This is a genomic window from Micromonospora andamanensis (assembly GCF_016863495.1).
GTDB classification, from domain to species: domain Bacteria; phylum Actinomycetota; class Actinomycetes; order Mycobacteriales; family Micromonosporaceae; genus Micromonospora; species Micromonospora andamanensis.
Window position 1 is genome coordinate 25,054 of record NZ_BOOZ01000051.1, and the last position, 23,975, is coordinate 49,028.

General features: G+C 70.1%; 20 protein-coding genes and 1 tRNA gene. 10 read left to right on the forward strand and 11 right to left on the reverse strand.

Going from position 1 to position 23,975, the window contains the following annotated elements; translation table 11 throughout:
• Positions 1 to 260: 260 nt before the first annotated feature.
• Positions 261 to 1,754, reverse strand: coding sequence for a 30S ribosomal protein S1 (gene rpsA, locus Van01_RS28175; RefSeq protein ID WP_204013912.1), 1,494 nt, complete (start codon positions 1,752 to 1,754; stop codon positions 261 to 263).
• A 327-nt stretch (positions 1,755 to 2,081) separates the two neighbouring features.
• Here rpsA and Van01_RS28180 point away from each other — a divergent pair, with 327 nt between their 5' ends.
• The 5 genes from Van01_RS28180 to Van01_RS28200 all read left to right on the forward strand — a co-directional run bounded on the left by Van01_RS28180 (position 2,082) and on the right by Van01_RS28200 (position 5,679).
• Complete coding sequence (locus tag Van01_RS28180; protein WP_204013914.1) at positions 2,082 to 2,888, forward strand: class I SAM-dependent methyltransferase; 807 nt, start codon at positions 2,082 to 2,084, stop codon at positions 2,886 to 2,888.
• Between the two features lie 157 nt (positions 2,889 to 3,045).
• Complete coding sequence (locus tag Van01_RS28185; RefSeq protein ID WP_239099358.1) at positions 3,046 to 3,648, forward strand: Uma2 family endonuclease; 603 nt, start codon at positions 3,046 to 3,048, stop codon at positions 3,646 to 3,648.
• A gap of 93 nt (positions 3,649 to 3,741) precedes the next feature.
• On the forward strand, positions 3,742 to 4,953 hold the full coding sequence (locus Van01_RS28190) for an esterase-like activity of phytase family protein (protein ID WP_204013916.1): 1,212 nt from the start codon (positions 3,742 to 3,744) through the stop codon (positions 4,951 to 4,953).
• A gap of 89 nt (positions 4,954 to 5,042) precedes the next feature.
• Positions 5,043 to 5,261, forward strand: a complete 219-nt coding sequence (locus Van01_RS28195; RefSeq protein WP_204013918.1) for a hypervirulence associated TUDOR domain-containing protein — start codon at positions 5,043 to 5,045, stop codon at positions 5,259 to 5,261.
• On the forward strand, positions 5,248 to 5,679 hold the full coding sequence (locus tag Van01_RS28200) for a DUF3140 domain-containing protein (RefSeq protein WP_204013921.1): 432 nt from the start codon (positions 5,248 to 5,250) through the stop codon (positions 5,677 to 5,679). Before Van01_RS28195 ends, Van01_RS28200 begins: the two co-directional genes overlap by 14 nt.
• Positions 5,680 to 5,857: 178 nt before the next feature.
• Here the strand turns inward: Van01_RS28200 and polA are convergent, their stop codons facing one another.
• From polA to Van01_RS28240, 8 genes are all read right to left on the reverse strand, one after another.
• A complete protein-coding gene (polA, locus tag Van01_RS28205) occupies positions 5,858 to 8,557 on the reverse strand; it encodes a DNA polymerase I (RefSeq protein ID WP_204013923.1) in 2,700 nt (899 codons plus the stop codon).
• 105 nt (positions 8,558 to 8,662) lie between these two features.
• Positions 8,663 to 9,373 (reverse strand): ABC transporter ATP-binding protein, encoded by a 711-nt coding sequence (locus Van01_RS28210; RefSeq protein WP_099844786.1) that lies wholly within the window; start codon positions 9,371 to 9,373, stop codon positions 8,663 to 8,665.
• Positions 9,363 to 10,301, reverse strand: a complete 939-nt coding sequence (locus Van01_RS28215) for an ABC transporter ATP-binding protein (protein WP_204013925.1) — start codon at positions 10,299 to 10,301, stop codon at positions 9,363 to 9,365. Before Van01_RS28215 ends, Van01_RS28210 begins: the two co-directional genes overlap by 11 nt.
• Complete coding sequence (locus Van01_RS28220) at positions 10,294 to 11,439, reverse strand: branched-chain amino acid ABC transporter permease (protein ID WP_239099359.1); 1,146 nt, start codon at positions 11,437 to 11,439, stop codon at positions 10,294 to 10,296. The genes Van01_RS28215 and Van01_RS28220 overlap by 8 nt, the downstream gene beginning before the upstream one ends.
• Positions 11,440 to 11,447: 8 nt before the next feature.
• Positions 11,448 to 12,431, reverse strand: a complete 984-nt coding sequence (locus tag Van01_RS28225; RefSeq protein ID WP_204013929.1) for a branched-chain amino acid ABC transporter permease — start codon at positions 12,429 to 12,431, stop codon at positions 11,448 to 11,450.
• A gap of 65 nt (positions 12,432 to 12,496) precedes the next feature.
• Positions 12,497 to 13,651, reverse strand: a complete 1,155-nt coding sequence (locus tag Van01_RS28230) for a branched-chain amino acid ABC transporter substrate-binding protein (RefSeq protein WP_204013931.1) — start codon at positions 13,649 to 13,651, stop codon at positions 12,497 to 12,499.
• A gap of 362 nt (positions 13,652 to 14,013) precedes the next feature.
• Positions 14,014 to 15,216, reverse strand: a complete 1,203-nt coding sequence (locus tag Van01_RS28235; protein WP_204013933.1) for a hypothetical protein — start codon at positions 15,214 to 15,216, stop codon at positions 14,014 to 14,016.
• A gap of 79 nt (positions 15,217 to 15,295) precedes the next feature.
• Positions 15,296 to 15,916 carry an ANTAR domain-containing response regulator gene (locus tag Van01_RS28240; protein ID WP_204013935.1) on the reverse strand — a complete coding sequence of 207 codons (621 nt, stop codon included), beginning with the start codon at positions 15,914 to 15,916 and terminating at the stop codon, positions 15,296 to 15,298.
• Positions 15,917 to 16,023: 107 nt separating this feature from the next.
• Between Van01_RS28240 and Van01_RS28245 the strand changes: the two genes are divergently transcribed.
• Together Van01_RS28245 and Van01_RS28250 are read left to right on the forward strand one after the other, a co-directional pair.
• Positions 16,024 to 16,097: transfer RNA gene (locus tag Van01_RS28245), tRNA-Leu, on the forward strand.
• Positions 16,098 to 16,131: 34 nt separating this feature from the next.
• Positions 16,132 to 16,881, forward strand: coding sequence for a terminase gpP N-terminus-related DNA-binding protein (locus Van01_RS28250; RefSeq protein WP_204013938.1), 750 nt, complete (start codon positions 16,132 to 16,134; stop codon positions 16,879 to 16,881).
• Between the two features lie 64 nt (positions 16,882 to 16,945).
• On the opposite strand, the gene Van01_RS28255 is transcribed toward Van01_RS28250, so the two are convergent.
• Positions 16,946 to 18,121, reverse strand: coding sequence for a trans-sulfuration enzyme family protein (locus Van01_RS28255; RefSeq protein ID WP_204013941.1), 1,176 nt, complete (start codon positions 18,119 to 18,121; stop codon positions 16,946 to 16,948).
• An 83-nt stretch (positions 18,122 to 18,204) separates the two neighbouring features.
• Here Van01_RS28255 and Van01_RS28260 point away from each other — a divergent pair, with 83 nt between their 5' ends.
• Together Van01_RS28260 and Van01_RS28265 are read left to right on the forward strand one after the other, a co-directional pair.
• A complete protein-coding gene (locus Van01_RS28260) occupies positions 18,205 to 18,684 on the forward strand; it encodes an Lrp/AsnC family transcriptional regulator (RefSeq protein ID WP_204013943.1) in 480 nt (159 codons plus the stop codon).
• Between the two features lie 56 nt (positions 18,685 to 18,740).
• On the forward strand, positions 18,741 to 19,745 hold the full coding sequence (locus Van01_RS28265) for an LLM class flavin-dependent oxidoreductase (RefSeq protein WP_373306299.1): 1,005 nt from the start codon (positions 18,741 to 18,743) through the stop codon (positions 19,743 to 19,745).
• A 272-nt stretch (positions 19,746 to 20,017) separates the two neighbouring features.
• On the opposite strand, the gene Van01_RS28270 is transcribed toward Van01_RS28265, so the two are convergent.
• Entirely contained in the window at positions 20,018 to 22,297 is a 2,280-nt protein-coding gene (locus Van01_RS28270; protein ID WP_204013949.1) for a rhamnogalacturonan lyase family protein, read from the reverse strand.
• Between the two features lie 230 nt (positions 22,298 to 22,527).
• On the opposite strand from Van01_RS28270, the gene Van01_RS28275 reads away from it, so the two are divergent.
• Entirely contained in the window at positions 22,528 to 23,958 is a 1,431-nt protein-coding gene (locus Van01_RS28275) for a pyridoxal-dependent decarboxylase (RefSeq protein WP_239099360.1), read from the forward strand.
• Positions 23,959 to 23,975: the final 17 nt, after the last annotated feature.

Here is a 23,975-nt window from a genome sequence, read left to right on the forward strand (position 1 = left end):
GATCATGTCCTTCCCGCCAACCCTCACCCACCCCTCCCTCACCCTCCCACCCAGCGTTGATCATGATGTTGACGGCAGTTGTTGATCTTGAAAGTGCCGCCAACCCCATGATCAACGGGATGGGCGGGGCGGGAGGGGTTGACGAGGAAGGGCCCCGCCGCGACCCGGTGGTCCGGGTCGGGGCGGGGCCCGTCGTCGTCAGCCGACAGATCCAGGTCGTGGCGCGGGTCAGACCCGCCGGCCCTGGAGGTGTCGCAGGCTCACTTGCCGCCGGCGAGCTTCTCCCGCAGTGCGGCGAGCGCCTCGTCGGTGGCCAGCGTGCCCGCGGGCTCCTCGGCCTGGCGGCTGGGTGCCGCGCTGGTCGAGGTGGTGGTGCCGCCGGCCGCGGGGGCAGGCTGCGGGTTGGCAGCGGCCTCGGCCTCGGCGGCCCGGGACGTCTGCACCTGCTTCTGGTGCGCCTCCCAACGCTGCCGCGCCTCGGCGTACTGGTTCTCCCAAGTCTCGCGCTGCTTGTCGTACCCCTCGAGCCACTCGCCCGTCTCCGGGTCGAAGCCCTCCGGGTAGATGTAGTTGCCCTCGTTGTCGTAGGTCGCGGCCATGCCGTAGAGGGTCGGGTCGAAGTGCTCCTCGCCCTCGACGAAGCCCTCGTTGGCCTGCTTGAGCGACAGCGAGATCCGGCGACGCTCCAGGTCGATGTCGATGACCTTGACCATGACCTCGGAGCCGACCTGGACGACCTGCTCGGGGATCTCCACGTGACGCTCGGCCAGCTCGGAGATGTGGACCAGACCCTCGATGCCGTCGTCCACCCGGACGAAGGCGCCGAACGGCACCAGCTTGGTGACCTTACCCGGCACGATCTGCTGGATGGCGTGGGTACGGGCGAACTGACGCCACGGGTCCTCCTGGGTCGCCTTCAGCGACAGCGAGACCCGCTCGCGGTCCAGGTCGACGTCCAGGACCTCGACCTCGACCTCCTGGCCCACCTCGACGACCTCGGACGGGTGGTCGATGTGCTTCCAGGACAGCTCGGAGACGTGCACCAGGCCGTCCACGCCGCCCAGGTCGACGAAGGCGCCGAAGTTGACGATCGAGGAGACGACGCCCTTGCGGACCTGCCCCTTCTGGAGCTTGTTGAGGAACTCGGTGCGCACCTCGGACTGCGTCTGCTCCAGCCAGGCCCGGCGGGACAGCACCACGTTGTTGCGGTTCTTGTCCAGCTCGATGATCTTGGCTTCGAGCTCGCGGCCGACGTACGGCTGGAGGTCGCGCACCCGCCGCATCTCGACCAGGGAGGCCGGCAGGAAGCCGCGCAGCCCGATGTCGAGGATGAGGCCACCCTTGACCACCTCGATGACCGAACCGCGGACGACGCCGTCCTCGTCCTTGATCTTCTCGATCGTGCCCCAGGCCCGCTCGTACTGCGCCCGCTTCTTGGAGAGGATCAGCCGACCCTCCTTGTCCTCCTTCTGGAGGACAAGGGCCTCGATGTGGTCGCCCACCGAGACGACCTCTGCCGGGTCCACGTCGTGCTTGATCGACAACTCCCGAGAGGGAATGACACCCTCGGTCTTGTAGCCGATGTCGAGCAGGACCTCGTCCCGATCGACCTTGACGACGGTGCCTTCGACAATGTCGCCGTCGTTGAAGTACTTGATGGTCTCGTCGATCGCGGCGAGGAAAGCCTCCTCTGAGCCGAGATCGTCGACGGTGACCTTGGTGGCGCTCGAGGGGGCCTCGATGCTGCTCGTCATGTGGGCGGTTGCTCCGGTCGGATGGTGTGTCACAGCAGGCTGGTGTCGCGGTGACCTGTGCGCGCCAACGGATCCGTCGGCGGGCCCACCTGGAAATCGCTGAACGAGATCTTGATGTGACTCCGTCGACCGCGCACCTGCTCCCTGCCGAGGCACACGATCCGCGAGCGCATCGTCTACCCTACCTGCTGCATTACCACAGCGTGCAAGCCCTCCCGCCTACTCATCAGCGCACCAGCCGCGAAAGCGGAGATTTCGACCAGACACGCTGTACGGCGGCGGCGGGCCGCCGCCGGCCATCCCGTCGTCAGGGCCTAGCGTGGCCTGGTGGACGACGACGACCGGGTGACCCGGCGCCAGGTCGGTGACGCCGAGGCCCGCACCGCCAACCGCCGCTGGTGGGATGCCGACGCCGACGCGTACCAGGCCGAACACGGCAGCTTCCTGGGCGACGTGGACTTCGTCTGGTGCCCGGAGGGACTACGCGAGGCCGACGCCCGGCTGCTCGGCGACGTGGCCGGACGGCGGGTGCTGGAGGTCGGCTGCGGGGCCGCGTCCTGTTCCCGCTGGCTGGCCACCCAGCAGGCCCGGCCGGTCGCGCTGGACCTCTCCGCCGGCATGTTGCGGCACGCGGCGCAGGCCAACGCCCGCAGCGGAGTACGCGTGCCGCTGGCCCAGGCCGACGCGCTGGCGTTGCCCTTCGCCGACGAGACGTTCGACATCGCCTGCACGGCGTTCGGCGCGGTCCCGTTCGTCGAGGACTCGGCGGCGCTGATGCGCCAGGTGCACCGGGTGCTGCGTCCCGGCGGCCGGTGGGTGTTCTCGGTCACCCACCCGATGCGCTGGATCTTCCTGGACGACCCCGGTGAGGGCGGGCTGACCGCCGTGCACTCGTACTTCGACACCCGCCCGTACGTGGAGCAGGACGAACACGGCCGGGCCAGCTACGTCGAACAGCACCGCACCCTCGGCGACCGGGTACGCGAACTGGTCGGTGCCGGCTTCCGGCTGCTGGACCTGGTGGAACCGCAGTGGCCGGAGGGACACGAGGGGATCTGGGGGCAGTGGAGCCCGCTGCGCGGCCGACTCTTCCCCGGCACCGCCATCTTCGTCACCGAGAAGCCGGCCGGCTGAGCCGGCCGGCTGTCGCCGACGCCGTTCCGGACAGCGAGTGCGACGCCGTCGTCCCGGGGTGGCGTTACGCTCACGTCATGAGCGAGCGCCATCGAGCGAATCATCGACTCGATGCCGTGGTGTCTCATGCCGGCCCGCAGCGCGGCGGAGGGCCGGCATGAGCGCCGAGCCCATCCCGACATCACCTGGCCCCTGGTGTCCGGATCCGATGCGGCAGCAGCGTGCCGACTACACGCTTGAGGACCTGCTCGCCCTGCCGGACGACGCCCCCCGCGTCGAACTCGTCGACGGAGTCGTCCACGTGACACCCTCCCCCACCCTGGGCCATCAGGACATCTCGTTCCTGCTGACGTCGTGGCTGCGAGCCCACGCACCGGCACACCTGCGCGCCGCCCAGGCGGTAGGCGTCGGGCTCAGCCACAACAGCAGCCGGCAACCGGACGTGCTGCTCTGCCGCGCCGGGTTGCCGTCCGACAGGTCCCGACTGCGGCCGGCCGATGTGGTGCTGGCCGTCGAGGTCGTCTCGCCGGGCACCCGCCGGGTCGACAGGTTCGCCAAACCTGGCGAGTACGCCGCCGCCGGTATCCCCTACTACTGGCGCATCGAACAGGATCCGGTGCACGTGTACGCGTACCGCCTCGGCGACCGGATCGGGCCGGGCGGGGAGCGGCAGTACGAACTCGTCGCCGACAGCGCGGAGCTGATCGAGCTGACCGAGCCCTTCGAGATCAAGCTTCCGGTGAGCGACATCGTTCCGTAGCCGTCCAGCCCCGGCAGACCGGTCGCCGGACGCCCGACGGACGCCATCCTGATGTCTCCCTCAGTTCACCCCCGCTCCCTAACGTCCGGGCACATGAGACAGATCACCACCGCACGTCTACGGCGGGCACTCGCCGGTGCCGGCGTCCTCACCCTCGCCCTCACCCTGGGCGGTACCGCGTCCTTCGCGGGTGCGCCGACGACGGCCAGGCCGACGCTCACGGGTTTCGCGTCGCTGCCGGCCGCCACCTTCGTACCGGGCAGCGAACCCTCCGGCAGTCTCGTCACCGGCACCACGAACGGCTACCTGACCCCCTTCGCCGACCAGCCGATCCAGGGCTTCTCCGGCATCGCCGACAACGGCGACGGCACCTTCGACGTGCTGTCGGACAACGGCTACGGCAACCAGGCCAACTCGGCGGATTTCCTGCTGCGCATCCAGCGGCTCGCCCCGGTGTTCGCCACCGGTGAGGTTGACGTGGTCGGCGGGATCAACCTCACCGACCCCGACGGGCACGTCCCGTGGCAGCTGACCCGCACCGACCGAGTGCTCACCGGCGCCGACTTCGACGTCGAGTCGATCGTCAAGGCGGCCGACGGCACCTACTGGATCGGTGACGAGTTCGGGCCGTACCTGCTGCACGTCGACCGGGCCGGTCGGCTGCTGCGGGCACCGATCCCGCTCGACGGTGTGGTCGCCCCGGAAACCGCCGCGCGCACAGGCGTCCCCGCCACCCTCACCAGCAGCCGGGGCTTCGAGGGCCTGGCCGCCTCCCCCGACGGGCGCTACCTCTACCCGCTGCTGGAGGGCACCGTCGCCGGCGACGCTCCCGGCCACCTGCGGCTCAACGAGTTCGACAGACGGACCGGCCGCTACACCGGCAAGTACCTCACCTACCGACTCGAAGCGCCGAACCTCGCGATCGGCGACGCGATCGCGATCGACAGACACCGCTTCCTGATCATCGAGCGGGACGGCGGTCAGGGCCCCACCGCCGTGGTCAAACGGCTCTACGTCGCCGACGCCCGGGACCGGGACCGGGACGGCCTGCTGGACAAGACGCTGCTCGTCGACCTGATGAACGTCGCCAACCCCAAGCGGCTGGGCGGCTTCGACACCACCTTCACGTTCCCCTTCCAGACCATCGAGAACGTGGTGATTCTGGACAAGCGGCGGGTGGCGGTACTCAACGACAACAACTTCCCGTTCTCCACCGGCCGCACCCCCGGCGTGGCCGAGGACAACGAGTGGATCGTCATCACGCTGCCCCGTTCACTCGACCCGGACCGGCGTGTCCTCAGGTAAGCCGACAGCCACAGTGCTGCCCCGTCCCCGTGGACCCGGTGGACGGGGCAGCGGCGTTTCCGCCGGGGTCGCCCGGGTACCCGAGCGCCATGGCCGACGAGGAGTTCCGCACGGGCGACCACGTCTCCTGGGCCAGCCACAGCGGCCGGGCCCACGGTGTGGTCAAGGAGAAGCTGACCGAACGCACCCACGTACGCGGGCACGCCGTGAACGCCACACCGGAGCAGCCGCAGTACCGCATCCGTAACGACGACTCGGGCCGGGACGTGGCCCACCGCCCGGAGGTGTTGCGCCGTGAGCCGTCGTGACGACCCGGACCAGACCTACCGCGAGTTCACCGAGGCGGTCAACATGAAGCCCGGCGAGCTGTCCAAGTGGCTGAACAGCGACGAGTCCAAGCATGTGGGCTGGCGCCGCAAGGGCAGCGGTGGTGGCGAGACGGTCGGGCACGAGTCCGGTCGCCGGATCATCGACCTGCTCCGCCGCAAGCGCGGCCAGCTCACCGAGGCCGACTACAAGCACATGCGCAAGGTGGTCGGCTACGTCCGCCGGCACATGGCGCAGCGTCCCAGCGGCGACGTGCGCGACACCCGGTGGCGGTACTCGCTGATGAACTGGGGTCACGACCCGGTCAAGGCCCCGTTGCCACCGCCCGGCGGGCCCTCCCGCAAGGCCCTCGAACGGCACGGCTCCCCACCCAAGTCCCGCCGAGGCCCCGGCCGCTGAGACCCACGAACCACGCGCCCCACCAGCACCAGCACCAGCACCAGCACCAGCACCAGCACCAGCACCAGCGACACCTTCGGCGAAGTCGCTGGGTCAGCCGGCCCGCGAGGCAGCAACTTCCCCGAAACCCCCTCCAGGCGGGGCTGTCCCGGGACCCTTCCAGGCCCGCCGTAAAGGATCAGTGGTCGGCGCTGTTCCAGTCGCGGCCGTCACCCACCGACACCTCCAGCGGCACCGACAGCGGGTACGCCCCGCCCATCTCGCGACGGACCAGATCCTCAAGCGCCGCCCGTTCTCCCGGCGCCACCTCGAAGACCAACTCGTCGTGCACCTGCAACAGCATCCGGGAGCGCAGGCCGGCGTCGCGCAACGCGGTGTCGACGTGCAGCATGGCGACCTTGATGATGTCCGCCGCGGAGCCCTGGATCGGGGCGTTGAGCGCCATCCGCTCGGCCATCTCCCGCCGTTGCCGGTTGTCACTGACCAGGTCGGGCAGGTAACGCCGACGGCCGAGGATGGTGGAGGTGTAGCCGTCCTGCCGGGCCCGGGCGACCACCTCCTGGAGGTAGTCCCGCACGCCGCCGAATCCGGCGAAGTAGTTCTCCATCAGCCCGCGCGCCTCCTCGGCGCTGATGCCGAGCTGCTGGGACAGGCCGAAGGCGCTGAGTCCGTACGCCAGGCCGTAGTTCATCGCCTTGATCTTGCGCCGCTGGTCCGGGGTGACCTCGGCCAGCGGCACCGTGAAGACCGACGACGCCGTCGCGGCATGGAAGTCAGCGCCGGAGTTGAACGCCTGGATCAGCGCGTCGTCGGCCGACAGGTGCGCCATGATCCGCATCTCGATCTGGCTGTAGTCGGCGGTGAGCAGACACTCGAAGCCCTCCCCCACCACGAAGGCGCGGCGGATCCGACGCCCCTCCTCCGTGCGGATGGGGATGTTCTGCAGGTTGGGCTCGGTGGAGGAGAGCCGACCGGTGGCGGCCACCGTCTGGTTGAAGGTGGTGTGGATGCGCCCGTCGTCGGAGACCGACTTGAGCAGCCCGTCCACAGTCGACTTGAGCTTGGCCACGTCGCGGTGCCGCAGCAGGTGGGCCAGCACCGGGTGCGGGTTCTGCGCGTAGAGCCACTGCAACGCGTCGGCGTCGGTGGTGTAACCCGTCTTGATCCGCTTGGTCTTGGGCAGGTCCAGCTCGCCGAAGAGGATCTCCTGCAGCTGCTTGGGCGAGCCCAGGTTGAACTCCCGCCCCACCGCCTCGTACGCGCCCTGCGCGGCGGCCTTCACCTCGGCGGCGAAGTGCGCCTCCAGCTCCGTCAGGTAGTCGGTGTCGGCGGCGATGCCGGTGCGCTCCAGCTGCGCCAGCACCCGCATCAGTGGCAGCTCCACCCCGGCCATCAGCCGGGCCGACTGCTCCCCGTCGCGGGACAGCTCCGCGTCGATCGCGTCGGCCAGGTCGAGGGTGGCCCGGGCGTGCAGCATGAGGTTCTGCTCGGCCTCACTGTCGCCACCGAGCCCGTCGAGGGTCAGCTGGCCGGTTTCCGGGGCGTCGACCCGCAGCTCCCGGTGCAGGTAGCGCAGGGCCAGGTCGGTCAGGTCGTAGGACCGCTGGTCGGGGCGGGCCAGGTAGGCGGCGATCTGCGTGTCGCGGGCGATGCCGGCGAGGTCCCAGCCGTGCGCGGCGAAGGCGAGCACTGCCGGTTTGCTGTCGTGCAGCACCTTGGGCCGGGTCTCGTCGGCCAGCCACGCGGCCAGCGCCGCCTCGTCGCCGGGCTCCAGCTGAGCCGGGTCGAACCAGGCAGCCGCGCCGTCGGCGGTGGCCAGGGCCATCCCGGTGACGCTTGCGGTGTGCCGGCGGTTCGGGCCGGTGTCGAGCTTGACCGCGACGCCCACGCCGGTGCCGGCCGGCGCGTGTGTCTCCAGCCAGCCCACGAGCGCGCCGGGCGCGGCCAGCACCTCACCGGTCAGGTCGAAGCCCGACTCCGCCTCCGGCTCGACCGACTCCAGGTACTGGTAGAGACGGTCCCGCAGGATGCGGAACTGAAGGGTGTCGAAGACCTGGTGCACCGCCTCGCGGTCCCATCCCGGCCAGCGGGCGTCCTCGGGACGCAGCGACAGCTCCAGGTCGGCGACCAGCCGGTTGATCTCGTAGTTGCGGATCACGTCGGCGAGCCGTTCCCGGAGGCTGTCACCCGCCTTGCCTTTGATCTCGTCGGCCCGGGCGATCACGCCCTCCACCCCGTCGTAGGCGTTGATCCATTTCGCCGCGGTCTTCGGGCCGACCCCGGGGATGCCGGGCAGGTTGTCGCTTGTCTCGCCGACCAGGGCGGCCAGGTCGCGGTAGCGGCCGGGGGTCACGCCGTACTTCGCCTCGACCGCGGCCGGGTCCATCCGGGCCAGGTCGGAGACGCCCTTACGCGGGTAGAGCACGGTGATCTGCTCGTCGACGAGTTGGAAGGCGTCCCGGTCGCCGGTGCAGATCAGCACCGCCATGCCCTGGTCGCGGGCCTGGCAGGCCAGGGTGGCGATGACGTCGTCGGCCTCGTAGCCCTCCTTCTCCACCACCGGCACGCGCAGCGCCGCCAGGACCTCCTTCACCAGGCTGACCTGGCCCTTGAAGTCGGTGGGGGTCTCGCTGCGACCCGCCTTGTACTCCGCGTACTTCTCGGTGCGGAACGAGCGGCGGGAGACGTCGAAGGCGACGATGATGTGGGTCGGCTGTTCGTCCCGCAACACGTTGATCAACATCGAGGTGAAGCCGTAGACCGCGTTCGTCGGCTGCCCGGTCGTGGTGGAGAAGTTCTCCACAGGCAGGGCGAAGAACGCCCGGTAGGCCAGGGAGTGTCCGTCGACGAGGAGCAGGCGCGGGGTCGTAGCTGTCACGGCTGCGACTCTAGTCCGTACCGCCGACAAGGCTGGCGTGGCAGCGCCGGAACGCCGCCGGCCGCCCACCCACCAGGGCGGACGGCCGGCGCCGTACGACGTACCTCAGGCCACGCCCAGGTACGCCTCCTTGATCGACGGGTCGTGCAGGAGTTCCTGACCGGTGCCCTCCTTGACGATCCGACCGGTCTCCAGCACGTAGGCCCGGTGGGCCCGGGAGAGCGCCTGCTGCGCGTTCTGCTCCACCAGCAGCACCGTGGTGCCCTGCTGGTTGATCTCCACGATGATGTCGAAGATCTGCTGGATGATCATGGGCGCGAGGCCCATGGACGGCTCGTCCAGCAGCAGCAGCTTCGGCCGGCTCATCAGCGCCCGGCCGACGGCGAGCATCTGCTGCTCACCCCCGGAGAGGGTGCCGCCGGCCTGCTTACGCCGCTCCCGCAGCCGGGGGAACATCTCCAGCACCCGCTCCAGATCGGCGGCGATGCCGGCGTGGTCACGCCGGGTGTACGCCCCCATGTCCAGATTCTCCAACACGGTCATGCCAGGGAAGATCTGCCGACCCTCGGGCGACTGGCACAGGCCCCGGACCACCCGCAGGTCGGCGCGGAGCTTGCTGATGTCCTCGCCGTTGAAGGTGATCCGACCGCCGGACAACGCCCGGGTGCCGGAGATCGCCCGCATGGTGGTGGTCTTGCCGGCGCCGTTGGCGCCGATCAGGGCCACCACCTCCCCCTCGTTGACGGTGAGGCTGATGCCGTGCAACGCCTCGATCCGACCGTACGAGACGCTGACGTTGTCCAACTCAAGCAGCATCGGCGGGCTCCCCCAGGTATGCCGCGATCACCCGCGGGTCTCGGCTGACCTCGTCCGGCAGGCCATCGGCGATCTTGCTGCCGAACTCCAGCACCACGATCCGGTCGGTGACACCCATCACCAGCCGCATGTCGTGCTCGATCAGCAGCACCGTGATGCCCTTGTCGCGGATGCGGCGGATCAGCCCCAGCAGATCCTCCTTCTCGGCCGGGTTGAACCCGGCCGCCGGCTCGTCCAGGCAGAGCAGCTTCGGCTCGGTGCCGAGCGCCCGGGCGATCTCCAGCCGCCGCTGGTAGCCGTACGGGAGGTTGCGGGCCGCGTCGTTGGCCCGGTCGGCGATGCCGACGAAGCGCAGCAGCTCCATCGCCTTGTCCTCGGCCGCCCGCTCCTCCAGGATGTGCCGGGACAGGCCGAAGGTCTTGGCGAAGGAGCGCCGCAGCTGCTGCCAGGTGCGCACGATGCCACCGGAGGCGGTCACCTCCGGCAGTTCCTCAGGCTTCGGCCGCACCCGGTAGAGGCGGAACAACGCGCCGGGCACGCTCGTCTTGTGCCGGGAGTCCGTCCCGACCATGACGTTCTCCAGCGCCGACATCTCCGGGAACAGCCTGATGTTCTGGAACGTCCGGGAGATGCCCAGCCGGCTGATCTGGTGCGGCTTGCGACCGGTGACCCGCTCGCCACGGAACCGCACCGCGCCCGAGGTCGGCTTGTACACCCCTGTCATCACGTTGAAGCAGGTGGTCTTGCCGGCCCCGTTGGGCCCGATCAGGCCGAGGATCTCGCCTTCCCTGATCTCGAACTTGACCTCGTTGAGCGCGACCACGCCACCGAACCGGAGCGTGACGTTGTCGACCTCCAGCAGGGTCCTGGCCGGTCCCGGCTGGGCCGGGATCTTCGGCGCCGCCGGGGTGTTCGTCTCATCAGACATGAGCGGGCGCCTCCTCTGCCTCCGCCGCGCGGTCCTTCAACTCGCGGGCCCGCCGCCGGCTCGGGATCAGACCCTGCGGCCGCAGGATCATCACCAGCACCATGGCCAGGCCGAAGGCCAGCCAACGGTAGTCGGCGATCTCCCGGAACCGTTCCGGCAGGTACGCCAACAGCACCGCGCCCACCGACACGCCAACCATGTTGCCGGACCCGCCGACCACCACCATCGCCACGAACAGGATGGAGAGGTTCACGTTGAACTGGGTCGGGTCGATGAAGGCGTACCGGCTGGCGAACAGGAAGCCGGCGAAGCCGCCCAGGGCCGCGCCGATGGCGAAGGCCCAGAGCTTGAATTTGAACGGGTAGACGCCCATCACCGCAGCGGCGTCCTCGTCCTCCCGGATGGCCAGCCAGGAGCGGCCGACCCGGCTGTGCTCCAGCCGCCGCACCGCGAAGACCATGAGCAGCACCACGGTGATCGCCAGCCAGTACCAGGGCTTGATGTCGATCAGGCCGAAGATCTGGTTGTCCGGTGAGGGCGGACCCTCCGGCCCGGGAATCGCCGAGATGCCCTGCGGGCCCCGGGTGACACCCTCCATGTTGCGGGCCACAATACGGATGATCTCGCCGAAGCCGAGCGTCACGATGGCCAGGTAGTCACCGCGCAGCCGCAGCGTCGGCCAGCCCAGCAGCACCCCGGAGATCAGTGCCATCACCAGCGCGATGAAGGCACAGATGGCCCAGGTCACCGCCCAGGTGGGCGGCAGGTCGAACTCCCGCTGGAAGTACTGCACGACAGGGGAGTTCACCGAACCGAACAACGCCACCGCGTACGCGCCGATGGCGAAGAAGCCGATGTAGCCGAGGTCGAGCAGACCGGCCAGGCCGATCACCACGTTGAGGCCGATCGCCACCAGCACGTAGACCGCGCAGGTGAACAGCACACCCGCCCAGTTGCTGCCGCCCGAGATCGAGTCGGTACGCAACCAGGTGAGGCCGGGGATGCCGAGCAGCGGCAGGTAGTAGAGGAACACCACGAAGGCGACGAACGCCAGGGACCGCTGCCATTTCGGCAACGCCTTCCACCGGTCGGCGACCGAGTGCAGGGCGTTGACCCGGCCGCGGTCCAGCTCTCGCATCTTGTTGATCATGCTCGGGCCCTCCCCAGCGATTCACCCAGAATGCCGGTCGGCCGGAACATCAGCACCACCACCAGCACCACGAAGGCGATGACGTCCTCCCAGTTCGACGCGAAGAGGGTGGCGCCGTAGACCTCGACGATGCCGAGGAAGAGCCCGCCGACAAGCGCGCCGCGCAGGTTACCGATGCCACCGAGCACGGCCGCGGTGAACGCCTTGAGGCCGAGCACGAAGCCGATGCTGCTCTGGGTGAAGCCGAACCGCATGCTCCACAGCAGCGCCGCCGCGCCGGCCATGATGCCGCCCAGCACGAAGATCAGCATGATCACGCGCTCCTGGTTGACGCCCATCAGCGCCGCCGTCTCCGGGTTCTGCGCCACCGCCCGCACGCCCCGGCCGTACCGGGTGCGGTTGATGAACCAGTCCAGCAGCGCCATCATCGCCACCGCCGCCACGAACACGATCACCTGGATGTTGGTGACCGACGTGCCGAAGACCGTGAACAGCGTCTTCGACTCGATGATCGTCGGCATGCCGAGGATGATCCGGGCCCGGCCGAACATCGAGGGCACCGCCTCGCCCAGCAGCTTCGGCAGCACCAGGCCGAAGATCTCCACAAGCACCAGCGACAGGCCGATGGCGGTGATCAGGAAGATCAGGGGCGGCGCGTTCTTGCGCCGCAGCGGGCGATAGGCGATCCGTTCGATCGCCAGCGCGGTGCCACCCGAAGCCAGCCCCGCGACTATCAGACCGAGCACCAGAAGCAGCACCGCCTGGCCGATCGGCGGGTTGTTCTCCACCCCGAAAGCGGTCCACAGACCCAGCACCGCGAAGGTGCCGACCATGAACACCTCGGAGTGGGCAAAGTTGATCAGGCGCAGGACGCCGTACACCAGGGTGTAGCCCAGGGCGATCAGGGCGTAGATCGCCCCCTTGGACAACCCGTCGACGGTGTGCTGGCCGATGTGGCCGAAGAGATCGTCGAAATTCACCAGGTCTCCTTGCATGGAGCGCGGCCGGGGCAACGAACCACCCCGGCCGCACTCGGTGCCGGTCGTCAGCTGAGCTTGAGCTCCTGCAGCGGCTCGAACGCCGTGCCCTTGATCTCGTACGACCAGATGACAACCCGCGACGGGTCAACATCACCGTTGGCGTCGAACTTGATGTACTTCGACACGCCCTGCTTGTCGTAGTTCTTCACGTACTCCAGGATCTCGGCACGGGACTTCTTGCCATCCTTGAAGGCGTCCACGAAGATCTGCGCGGCGTCGAAGCCCTCAGCACCGTAGGAACCCGGCGCCTGGCCGTACGCGGCCTGGTAGTCGGCGGTGAAGGTGCCGCCGGCCTTGTCGGCCGGGAGGCACGGGCAGGTGATGATGGAGCCCTCGGCACCGCCGGAGGCACCCGCCGGGAAGGCCGGGTCGTAGAGACCGTCCGGACCGATGAACTTGGCCTCGACACCGGCGGCACGCATCTGGCGGACCAGCGGCGCGGCCTCACGGGTGTAGCCACCGTAGAAGACGAAGTCGGCGTTCGCCGCCTTGATCTTGGAGATGGTCGCCTCGAACTGCGACTGCCGCTCCTGGATCTTGTCGCTGGCGGCGACCGTGGCGCCCAGGTTCTTGGTCAGCTCGGCGGTGATGCCGGCGCCGTAGGCGCTGGCGTCGTCGATCAGGAAGACCCGCTGCGCGTTCTGCGACTTCAGGTAGGTCGCCACCGCACCCGCCTGGGTGCCGTCGTTGCCGACCACCCGGAAGAAGGACTTGTTGCCCTTCTGGGTCAGGTCGGTACGGGTCGCCGACGGGGCGACCATCACCAGACCGGCGGCCTCGTAGACCGGCATGGTGGCGTCCGACTCACCGGAGAAGTGACCACCGATGACACCGAGGAACGAGGTGTCACCCGCGACCTGGTTCGCCACCGGGGTGGCCTGTGCCGGGTCACCCTGCGTGTCGAACTCGATCATCTCGATCTGGCAGTCGGCGTTCGCGTCGTTGTGCTGCTTGATCGCGAGCTTGGCGCCGTTCAGCGACGGCAGCACCAGACCCGCGTTGTCGCCGGTGAACGCACCGAAGATGGCGATCTTGCCACCGCAGTCCCCGGACGCGGCGTCATCGCCGTTGCTGCTGCCGGTGTCCTGGCAGCCCGCGGCGGCCACCAGCACCGCGGCGAGCGCGGCAGTACCCAGCGCCCTTGAATAGCTTCGCCTCACGGCTTCCTGACCTCCTCCAGAAGCAGGACAGGCACCTGATCCGGGCGGCGGCGACGGCTGTGGCGCGGCACCACCGGCCCAGCAAGGAGACCCCCTGCATTACGGCTCGTGATGGCGGAGCGTACCCACACTCATACGGTCTCGGAAGAGGCTGGGGCGGGGTCTGCGAAACCGTTACGAAGACGGCCCCGAATGCCGCCACTCCCGTAACAGGTCAATCCGCTGACCGGTCCTTGAGCGGCTACCCGTCCGCCAGTCGGGACGTCATCAATCACCGCAAACGCCCCCACCGTCGGCCGGAGGCGCCGACCGGACGGACGCCCACACCACCTGAAGTAACTACGGAAAGTAGCCGATCGGCTTCACTGCGGCGTCCCGGCGGGCTGACCGACCCACAGCGACGTCTCCGACCCGTCGTCCACCGCCAGCCACCACCGCCCGCCGTCCGCGGTCAGACCCACCGCCCGGCCCGCCCCCACCGGCGCCGCCACCGGCAACTCGACCACCCGCCACCTGTCGCCCCGGTCCACCGACAACCACCCGCCGTACCGCTCACCGTCGGAGACCACCGCCAGGATCTGCCCAGCCGAAGCCGCCAACCCACCAACCGAGGGCACCCCACCGGCCACCCCACCGAACCCCCCGGCCGCCGCCCAGCCCGTCGGCTCCTGCCGCCACGCGCCGAAGCCCCGACCCCGCAGGCCCACAGCCACCGGCGTGCCGTTGACAAGCACCACCCGCTGCATCTCCTCGTACGCCTCGGTGCCCGGCAGCACCGTGCGACGCCAACCACGCCCGTCCGCCGACGTCCAGACCACTGGATCCCTGTCGATCCGCCCCGGGGCCAGCAACCCACCCACCGCCGACCACCCCGACGGCCCGGCCACCGCGTCGAACGCCCAGGTCACGCCCTGCTCGTCGGAGGACAGCTCCGGCGCACCCTCGATCAACGTGAACTCCGCGGCGTCCGGCGAGACCCAGGCCGCCGCCCCACTGGCCCGGTTGCCCACGATCAGCCAGCCAGCGGGACCGGCCGCCAGCCGGGACACGTTCACCGCCTTCGGCCCGCCGTACGTCTCGAACGACGCCGCCACCTCGACGAGCGTCCCGTCTGCCCGCTGCCACCAGGTGCTCACCCGCGGATTGCCGTGCGCGCCGCCGACCTTGCCCCCGACGGCCGCCGCCCGCCCGTCACGGCAGGCGATCGAGAACAACACGCTCCGCCGCCCGTAGTAGGAATCGGCAACCACCGGCACCGGCGTCCACCGCGCACCGTCCCGGCTGGACCAGGCCGCCGGTCGGGTGCCACCCGGTCCGTCGGCCACCGCGCCACCGGCGTACCAACTGGCGCCGCAGACGGCCAGATCCCGCAGCACGACCCGCCCCGGCCCGTCCGGCGACGGCAGCTGGACCCGCTGCCACTGCAACGACGCCGGCTCCGGTTCGTCGGTCTCACCGCCGGGCGCGGGGCAACCGGCCAACAGCACCGCGAGCAGGCCGTACACCATCAGGACAGACCGACGAAAATCAGAGCGCGGGGTACGCGCGAGCCACCGAATGCCCATGCGGCCAGATGCTAGGCGCTGACGTCGCGCCTCGGCGACGGGCGCGACCACCGTTCGCGGCGGCCCGCACAGGTGCCGGTCAGGAGGCCGGCTCGGCCACCTCGCCGCCAGCGGTCTCGGCGAGAATCCGCTCGGAGACCTCCTTCATGGTCATCCGGTGGTCCATGGCGGTGCGTTGGATCCACTTGAACGCCTGCGGCTCGCTCATGTTGTACGTGGTCATCAGCGCACCCTTGGCCCGCTCGACGGTCTTGCGGACCTCCAGCCGGTCGGTCAGCCCGGCCACCTCGGACTCAAGGGCGGCGATCTCCGAGTAGCGGGAAAGGGCGATCTCCACCGCCGGCACCAGGTCACTCTTCTGGAAGGGCTTGACCAGGTACGCCATCGCACCGGCCGCGCGGGCCCGCTCCACCAGGTCACGCTGGCTGAACGCGGTCAGAATGATCACCGGGGCGATCCGGGCACCGGCGATCCGCTCGGCGGCGGCCAGCCCATCCATGATCGGCATCTTGATGTCGAGGATCACCAGGTCGGGCTTGAGCTCCTCGGCCAGCCGGATGGCGGCCTCGCCGTCACCGGCCTCGCCGACCACCTCGTAGCCTTCCTCGGCCAACATCTCGGCCAGGTCCAGCCGGATCAGCGCCTCGTCCTCGGCGATCAGTACCCGCCTGCGCGCGGCATCCGTCTGCGTCTCGGCCACGAGCCACTCCCACCCAGTCTGCGCCCTGACACCCGCGGTACCGGGTGTCGCCGCTCCTAGCGTAGTGGGTAACCTATGGGGCGACGCGACAGGCGTTGTGCACGAAAGTCCCCGTATTCCAACCGGTAGAGAAACGGAGCTCAAACCTCCGACAGTGTGGGTTCGAATCCCACCGGGGACACCGAAATGTCGTACGGGCGTTCGACGATGACGTCATGCATCCCCCAGAGGTGCGTGCACGCGCACGAAGCTTGTACCTGGCTGGTGCGACAGTCGCAGAGGTTGCCAGAAGCGTCGGCCTGCCCTATCCGACAGTCCGTCACTGGTGCAGGGATCGGCCGGTGCCGAAGATGCGGACCACCGCCTTTCGGTGCTTCCGATGTCGGACCGACGTCGACAACCCGACAATCCAAGCCGCCTACGCCTATCTGCTCGGTCTCTACCTCGGCGACGGGCATCTGGTGACCTCAGCGCGGGTGCCGGTCCTGCGGGTCTCATGCAGCAACGCCTGGCCCGGCCTGATCGACGCCTGCGAGGCGGCCATGCGAGTGGTGCTCGCAAGCAACGTCCAACGGGTTCGGCAGCAAGGTTGCGTCAGCGTGCAGAGCTACGGCACACACTGGCCCTGCCTGCTGCCGCAACACGGGCCTGGCAAGAAGCACGAGCGGCGGATAGTTCTTGCCGACTGGCAGGAGCGCATCGTCCGGGCAGTCCCCGGTGACTTTCTGCGCGGCCTGTTCCACTCCGACGGTTGCCGGATCGCGAACCGGGTCACCGTTCGGGGAAAGACGTACGTCTACCCGCGCTACATGTTCGTCAACGAGTCCACCGACATCATGGGGCTCTGCCAGTGGGCGCTTGACCTGCTCGGCATCGCCTGGCGGATGAACCGCCGCAACTGCCTGTCGGTCGCCCGTCGCGAGGCGGTCGCCGTGCTGGACCGCCACGTCGGCCCCAAGTCGTGACCCACCGGCAGCGCAGACCGGCGACAGCCCGCACGCCGAGGAAGGTCGGCTCATCGTGCCCGGGTCAGATCGTGGCGAGCGCTGTCGCCAGGTCGGCGCGCAGGTCCTCCGGGTCCTCCAGGCCGACCGAGAGCCGCAGCAGGCCGCCGTCGGGCTTGGCCGCTCCCTCGACCGGGCGGTGGGTAAGCGACGCCGGGTGCTGGATGAGCGTGTCGACGCCACCGAGGGAGACGGCGTGGGTGATCAGGCGGCAGGCGTCGGCGACCGCTGCCGCGGCGGGCGCGCCGCCGCGTACCTCGAAGGCGAGGAGGCTGCCGGGGCCGGACATCTGGCGGCCGACGAGCCCGGCCGGGTCGTGGACGCCTGGGTGGTGGACCCGCCGGACGGCCGGGTGGGTGGCGAGCCAGAGGGCGAGTTTCTCGGCGCCGGCCTGCTGGGCGCGGACCCGCAGCGGCAGCGTCTGGAGGCCGCGGTGCAGCAGGTACGCCCCGAGCGGGTGCAGGACGGCGCCGGTGAGGGCGCGGATCTGGCGCAGTCGGGTGGCCCACTCGGCGTCGCAGGCGATGACTCCGGCGAGGACGTCGCCGTGGCCGCCGATGCTCTTGGTGGCGCTGTGCAGCACCAGGCGGGCGCCGTGGCGGCTGGGCTGTTGCAGTACGGGGGTGGCGACCGTGTTGTCGATGAGCAGGGGCACCGGGCCGGCGGCGTCGGCGAGGGCGGCGATGTCGATCAGGTCGAGGGTCGGGTTGGCGGGAGTTTCGGCGATCACCAGGGCGGTGTCGGGGCGGATGGCGGCGGCGACGTCGTCGGGGCGGGCCCAGGTGACCTCGGTGCCGAGCAGGCCGGTGGCGAGCACGTGGTCAGTGCCGCCGTAGAGGGGGCGGACGGCGACCAGGTGGCGACGGCCGTCGCGGGTGGCAGCGAGCAGGGCGGCGGTGAGGGCGGCCATGCCGCTGGCGTACGCGACGGCTTCGGTGGTGTCTTCCAGTTCGGCGAGGGCGGTTTCGAAGCGGGCGACTGTCGGGTTCCACAGCCGTTGGTAGACGGCGCTGGAGCCGGTGGGGAGGGTGCCGCCGGTGGCGAGGGTCTCGTAGGCGTCGCCGCCGGCGTCCACCGAGGGCAGCGGGTTCGTGGTGGACAGGTCGATGGGTGGCACGTGGACGCCGAGGGCGGTGAGGTCGTCGCGGCCGGCGTGCACGGCTCGGGTGTCCACGGTCGTCATGTCGAGAGGATCGAACATCCCGCCCATCACGGGCAATACTTCCGAATATTATTCGCCATATTCGCTTTCGGGGGCGGCGGCGTTCGGTGCAGGATGCTGGCATGCCCCCCGTATCGAACGATGTTCGGCCGTTCGCGGCCCTCGACGACACCGACCGCGCCATCCTGACCGAGCTGGCCGGCGACGGTCGGTTGCCGAACAATGCCCTGGCCGAACGGGTGGGGGTGGCGCCGTCGACATGTCTGGCGCGGACGAGGGCGTTGCGGGAGTGCGGGGCGATCCGGGGTTTCCACGCCGAGGTGCATCCGGCCGCGTTGGGGTTGCCGTTGCAGGCGCTGGTGTCGGTGCGCCTGACCGAGCACGCGCGGGCGGCGGTGGACGCGTTCCGGGCACGGTCGGTGCGCCTGCCGGGGGTGGTGTCGGTGTTCCATGTGGCCGGCGCGGAGGACTACGTGCTGCACGTGCGGGCGGCCTCGGCGGAGGCGCTGCGCGACTTCGTGCTGGACCATCTGGCGGTGGATCCGGCGGTGCAGCACACCCAGACCAGCCTGATCTTCGAGCAGGCCCGCGGGTCGGGTTGATCACGTCGTGGGCCGGGTCGGGAACAGAACGGGCGTACGCCGGGTTGGCCAGCCGTGTGATCGATGTTCCGTTGTCTGTCCTCGACCTCGCCCCCGTCGCCGCCGGTGCCTCCGCCGGTGAGGCGTTACGGCACACCACCGAGCTGGCGCGCCGCACCGACGAGCTGGGCTATCACCGGTTCTGGGTGGCTGAGCACCACAACATGCCGGCCATCGCGTCCTCGGCGCCGGCGGTGCTGATCGCGCATCTGGCCGCGCACACGAGCGATATCCGGCTCGGTTCGGGTGGGGTGATGCTGCCCAATCACGCACCGCTCGTGGTGGCCGAGCAGTTCGGCACCCTGGAGGCGCTGCATCCGGGCCGCATCGACCTGGGCATCGGCCGCGCGCCCGGCACCGACCAGGTGACCGCGTTGGCGCTACGGCGGACCATGGAGGGGTTGTCGGCGGAGGGTTTCCCCCGGGAGCTGAACGACCTGATGGGCTACTTCGACGAGACCGGGTCGGGGCGGATCACCGCGACCCCGGGGCGCGGGCAGCGACCGGCGGTGTGGCTGTTGGGTTCGAGTGGGTTCAGCGCCCAGTTGGCCGGCGCGTTGGGTCTGCCGTTCTCCTTCGCGCACCACTTCAGCGCGCAGAACACGTTGCCGGCGCTGGCGTTGTACCGGCAGAGTTTCCGCCCGTCGCGGTGGCTGGAGCGGCCGTACGCGATGGTGGCGGTGAACGCGGTGTGTGCGGAGTCCGACGAGCGTGCCGAGTGGTTGGCCGGGCCGGCCGGGTTGTCGTTCCTGCGGTTGCGGTCGGGGCGGCCGGAGCCCCTGGCCACGCCGGACGAGGCGGCGGCGTACCCGTACACCGAGTTCGAGCGGGAGTTCCTGGCGCAGCGCCGGCAGGGTCAGGCCAGCGGTTCCCCGGAGACGGTACGGCGGCAGTTGGGTGAGCTGCTGGCCAGCACCGGCGCGGACGAGCTGATGTTGACCACGATGGTGTACGACGTCGCCGACCGGGTGCGTTCGTTCGAGTTGATCGCGTCCGAGGTGGCCGGCGGCCTGCGGCGCTGAGGCGGTGGCCGGCGCCGGGCGGGCTCCGGCGACCGGGATGCCATGGTGGCCCAGGTCACAGCGTTTCCGGCGCCGCGAAACACGATCTTCACGACAGCGTCACCCTCGCGACGCGGAGGCCGCCTAACTTTGTATCCGGTGGTGGTACGGCACTCCCCGGTCGGGACGGGTCGGGGGTGCCGCGGTGTGGGGCACCGGGCCGCAGTTGTGCGGATTCCGCGATTGCGGCCCGGTGCCTTCTCCTTTCTTCTACCGCTTGTTCACCCCGGCGGTCAACGCAGGTAGATATCGGGCGCCGGTGGCGTGCTCATGCCGTCGCCGAGGAAGAAGCTCGGGTGCGGGGGCTGGTTGTAGGCGGTGTTCTGCCAGGCGATGGCGACCCGGTACTGCAGGTCGTGCATCAGGGTGTGGATCCGGATGCTGGTCGGTGTCGGGGTGCTGTAGATGCGCAGGGCCCGACTGTCGGTGGTACGCCAGACGACCTCTTCCCGCCAGTCGCCGAGGATGTCGGCCGAGAGGCTCGGGGTCGACTTGGTGCCGTTGTTGGATGCGACGCCGCTGCCGGTGAGCAGGCGGGTGTCGCCGCCGGTGCCGTACTTGTCGATCCGGGTGGCGTCGAGCAGTTCGCGGACCGGGTCGCCGTCCCACCAGACGAGGAAGTTTGTCGAGGACGGCTTGCGGCCGATGTTCTGGCCCCGGGTGTTGGCCAGGCCGTTGACCGCGGACGACCAGGATTCGGCGCCGGGGCTGCCGGCCCAGATGTCGGCGGAGACGCCCCGGCCGTTGTCGCCGCCGGTCGGGGTGGACCAGAGGATCTGACCGGTGCGGGCGTCGGCGAACCAGGAGCTGGGCTTGCTGCCGTCCTCGCTGACCTTGAAGTACTCGAGTCCGGGGCGGGACGGGTCGAGGTCGCCGACGTGCCCGGCGTCGCCGTGGCCGTGGCCTGTCGACCACAGCAGGCGGCCGTTGTCGTCGATGGTGGCAGCGCCGTAGACGATCTCCTGCCGGCCGTCGCCGTCGACATGGGCGACGGAGAGGCTGTGGTTGCCCTGCCCGGCGGCGGCGCCGTTACCGGAGGCGTTGGAGTCGAAGGTCCACCGCTTGGTGAGGGTGCCGTTGCGGAAGTCCCAGGCGGCGATGACCGCGCGGGTGTAGTAGCCACGGGCCATGATCAGCGACGGGCGCTGCCCGTCGAGGTAGGCGGTGCCGGCGAGGAACCGGTCGACCCGGTTGCCGTAGTTGTCGCCCCAGGAGGAGACGGTGCCGCGCGGCGGGTCGTAGGTGACCGTGGAGAGGGCGGCGCCGGTGCTGCCGTCGAACATGGTCAGGTACTCCGGGCCGGAGAGGACGTAGCCGGCGGAGTTGCGGTGGTCGGCGCTGGCGTTGCCGATCACCTGGCCGGTGCCGGAGCGGGTGCCGTCGGCGGTCTTCATGGCCACCTCGGCGCGGCCGTCGCCGTCGTAGTCGTACACCTGGAACTGGGTGTAGTGGGCGCCGGCCCGGATGTTGCGGCCCAGGTCGATGCGCCACAGCCGGTAGCCCGGCAGGGTGTACGCGTCGATGTAGACGTTGCCGGTGTAGCCGGACTGCGAGTTGTCCTTGGCGTTTGACGGCTCCCACTTGACCACGAAGTCGTAGTCGCCGTCACCGTCGACGTCGCCGACGCTCACGTCGTTCGCGGAGTACGTGTACGCCTCACCGCTGGGTGTGGTGCCGCCCGGCGGGACCTGCAACGGCACGTCGAGGTAGCCGGCGGGGAACTGCAGGGCCTGCACGGACTGGGTCTGTTCGACGCCGCCCACCACGGCCCGCACTGTGTAGTTCGCTCCGGCCGGCGCGCCACTGTCCAGGTAGTTGGTCGCGCCGGTGATCGGGCTGGCGTTCACCCGATTCGTGCCCCGGTAGAGGTTGAACGCGACGCCGTTGGTCTCGGTGCCCAGCAGCCGCCAGGAGACCAGGTTGGCCGACCCGGAGCGGACGCTGACCAGGCCCCGTTCCAGGTTCTCCGCCTGCATCGTCCCGGGCGGCGGGGTGGGTGGTGAGGGGGTCGGCGTCGGAGTCGTCGGCGGTGCGACGGTGGGTGACGGACGCGGCGGAGTGGGTGATGCGGTGGTCGGCGTGGCGGTCGGGGTGGTGGCGCCGGTGCAGGTGGTGCCGTTCAGCGCGAAGCTGGTCGGTGCCGGGTTGCTGCCGTTCCACGAGCCGTTGAAGCCGAAGTTGGCGCTGGCGTTGGTGGCGATGGCGGCGTTGTAGTCGACGTTGCGGGCGCTCACCTGGGCGCCGGACTGGGTGACTGTGGCGTTCCAGGCCTGGGTGACCTGTTGCCCGGCGGCGTAGGACCAGGTGAGGGTCCAGCCGTTGACCGGGTCGCCGAGGTTGGTGACTGTGATGTCGGCGCCGAAGCCGCCGGTCCACTGGTTGGTGACGCGGTAGTCGACGCGACATCCAGCGGCGGCGGCCGAGGCGGTCAGGGTGGTCAGCACGCCGGCGGCTGCGACCGTGGTGGCGGTGGCGGCAGCGAGCAGCGCCGCCCGGTGGGCGGTGCGAGGCATGGTTCCTCCGGTGGAGGTCGGACGCGCGGCGTGCGGTGGCCGGCCGGCTGTGCCCGGAGCCGACGAGCCGTTGGTCCGCTGGCCGTGCCAGTGGACCGCGCCACGCTAGCGGAGTTGATCGACGCCCATGAGTGCGATCCCGCGCATCAGTGATGCTAGGGCAAGCGTTTTCTGCACACAATCGATCCGTTGTCTTGCCCCCGGAGCTGGTCTTTTGATCCACTCGCCGGGTGGCAGCACACATGACGCCCGAGGAGTTCCGCCGGGCCGGCTACGCGGTGGTCGACTGGGTCGCCGACTACTGGGCCACGCTCGCTGAGCGTCCGGTGACCTCCCAGGACCCGCCCGGCACGGTGGCCGCTGGGCTGCCGGCCGGACCGCCGACCCGGGGTGAGCCGATCGAGGCGGTCCTCGCCGACCTGGACAGGCTCGTGGCACCCGGGCTCACCCACTGGCAGCATCCGGGCTTCTTCGGGTTCTTCCCGGCCAACACCTCGGGGCCGAGCGTGCTGGGCGACGTGGTCAGCGCCGGGCTGGGCGTGCAGGGCATGCTGTGGGCCACCGGCCCGGCCTGCACCGAGTTGGAGACGGTGCTGCTCGACTGGCTGGCCGACCTGCTGGACCTGCCGGCGCGGTTCCGCTCCGCCGGTAGCGGCGGCGGTGTCATCCAGGACTCGGCCTCCTCGGCAACCCTGGTGGCCACCCTGATCGCGGTGCATCGGGCCGGCGGCGGCCGGTGGCGCCAGGCCGGCGTCGACAACCGCTACCGGGTGTACACCTCGACCGAGGGTCACTCGTCGGTGGAGAAGGCCGCCCGCATCGCGGGGCTCGGCGCCGACAGGGTGTGTCTGATCGCTGTGGATCCGGTGACCCGGGCGATGTCGCCGACCGCGCTGCGCGCCGCGATCGAGGCGGACCGGGCCGCCGGGGCGGTGCCCGCCCTGGTGGTGGCGACAGTCGGCACCACAAGCACCACGGCCGTGGACCCGCTGCCGGAGATCGGCCCGATCTGCGCCGAGCTGGGTGTCTTCCTGCACGTCGACGCCGCTTACGCGGGTGCGGCGGCGGTCTGCCCGGAGTTGCGTTTCGGTCACGCCGGCCTGGAGTACGCCGACTCGTACTGCTTCGATCCGCACAAGTGGCTGCTCACCGGCTTCGACTGCGACGCGTTCTGGGTGGCCGACGCGGGCGAGTTGGTCGAGGCGTTGACGGTACTGCCGGAGTACCTGCGCAACGCGGCCACCGACTCCGGGGCGGTGATCGACTACCGGGACTGGCAGGTGCCGCTGGGCCGGCGGTTCCGGGCGTTGAAGCTGTGGTTCGTGCTGCGCTGGTACGGCGTGGAGGGCCTGCGCGAGCACATCCGTCGAGGGGTGGCGCTGGCCGCCGGGTTCGCCGACCGGGTCCGTGCCGACGAGCGGTTCGAACTTGTCGCCGACCACCCGTACGCCCTTGTCTGTTTCCGGCTGCGCGGCCCGGACGGGCCGAACGAGCGGCTGCTGGCGGCGGTGAACGCCACCGGCCGGATCTACCTGACCCACACCCGGGTCGCCGGTCGGCACACGCTACGCCTCGCCGTAGGCGCCCCCCAGACCACCCAGACCCACGTCGACAAGGCCTGGGACCTGATCTCCCACACGGCGGATTCCCTCTCGAACTGACCCCGAGCGACCCAATT